Raw genomic sequence first — 1,855 nt, 5'->3', positions numbered from 1 at the left:
TGGGGCGCTGACTCAGACGGGTTCCTTCACAGTCACCTCCCTGGATGGCTTGCAAACCCTGACCGTAGGTGGCATTACCGTCGTCAGCGGCGGCGTGGTCGCGGGCTTCCCACAGTCGGTCACGACGGGACTCGGAAACACCCTCACCATCACCGGTTACAACGCCAGCACTGGTGTGGTGAGCTACAGCTACACGCTGACTGACAACGAAGCCCATCCAAATGCCAACGAAGCCAATAGCCTGAGCGAAAGCTTCACGGTCACGGCTACCGATACCGATGGCAGCACAGCCACCGGCAACATCGATGTGAACATCATCGACGACCTGCCGACTGCCGTAGGTGACAGCAACCTCGAAACCGCTACCGAGCAGCACACTACGCTCACCGGCAATGTGCTGAGCAACGATACCCAGGGCGCCGACCGCGTCCCGAGTGGCCCGATCACCGCCGGCACCTTTGTGGGCACCTACGGCACCCTGGTGCTGTCGGCCAATGGTTCCTACACCTACACGCTCAACACCAGCGACCCCGACTTCTTCAATCTGCACGGCGGCGGCAGTGGCATAGAGCAGTTCACCTATACGCTGACCGATGCCGATGGCGATGTACGCACTGCAGTGTTGGAGCTGAACGTCACCAACCTCAACGATCCGGTCACTCTGGACGGTCTGGGTGTACAAGGCGGTGAGCTGACCGTCTATGAGAAAAACCTGGGCGAAGGCAGTGCACCGGACACCCCAGCCTTGACCCAGACCGGTACCTTTACCGTCACGGCGCTGGATGGTCTGCAAACCCTGACCGTGGGCGGCATCACTGTCGTCAGTGGTGGCGTGGTCGCGGGCTTCCCGCAGTCGGTCACGACGGGACTGGGCAACACCCTCACCATTACGGGCTACAACGCCAGCACTGGCGTAGTGAGCTACAGCTACACGCTGACTGACAACGAAGCCCATCCAAATGCCAACGAAGCCAATAGCCTGAGCGAAAGCTTCACGGTAACGGCCACCGACACCGATGGCAGCACAGCCACCGGCAACCTCGATGTGAACATCATCGACGACCTGCCGACTGCCGTGGGTGACAGCAACCTCGAAACCGCTACCGAGCAGCACACCACGCTGACCGGCAATGTGCTGAGCAACGATATCCAAGGCGCCGACCGAGTACCTTCCGGCCCGATCACCGCCGGCACCTTCGTGGGCACCTACGGCACCCTGGTGCTTTCGGCCAATGGCGCGTACACCTACACACTCAACACCAGCGACCCGGACTTCTTCAACCTGCACGGCGGTGGCAGCGGTATAGAGCAATTCACCTATACGCTGACCGATGCCGACGGCGATGTACGCACTGCAGTGTTGGAGCTGAACGTCACCAACCTCAACGATCCGGTCACTCTGGATGGTCTGGGCGTACAAGGCGGTGAGCTGACCGTCTATGAGAAAAACCTGGGCGAAGGCAGTGCACCGGACACCCCAGCCTTGACCCAGACCGGTACCTTTACCGTCACGGCGCTGGATGGCCTGCAAACCCTGACCGTGGGCGGCATCACTGTCGTCAGCGGCGGCGTGGTCGCGGGCTTCCCGCAATCGGTCACGACTGGACTGGGCAACACCCTCACCATTACGGGCTACAACGCCAGCACTGGCGTAGTGAGCTACAGCTACACGCTGACCGACAACGAAGCCCACCCGAACGCCAATGAGGCCAACAGCCTGAGCGAAAGCTTCACGGTAACGGCCACCGACACCGACGGCAGCACGGCCACCGGCAACCTCGATGTGAACATCATCGACGACCTGCCGACTGCCGTGGGTGACAGCAACCTCGAAACCGCCACCGAGCAGCACACC

The 1,855-nt window shown here is 61.3% G+C and carries 1 protein-coding gene; it reads left to right on the top strand.

Annotation, left to right across the window (positions count from 1 at the left end; all coding sequences use genetic code 11):
- Positions 1 to 1,855, top strand: a 1,855-nt coding sequence (locus ACNFG0_RS22800; protein ID WP_416766519.1) for a beta strand repeat-containing protein, incomplete at both ends; no start/stop codon positions are given.

Source organism: Pseudomonas sp. NY15372, assembly GCF_048068215.1.
In the GTDB taxonomy this organism is placed as follows: Bacteria; Pseudomonadota; Gammaproteobacteria; order Pseudomonadales; family Pseudomonadaceae; genus Aquipseudomonas; species Aquipseudomonas guariconensis_A.
The sequence above is the reverse complement of the archived record's forward strand: the minus strand, read 5'-3'. Positions and strand labels throughout refer to the sequence as shown.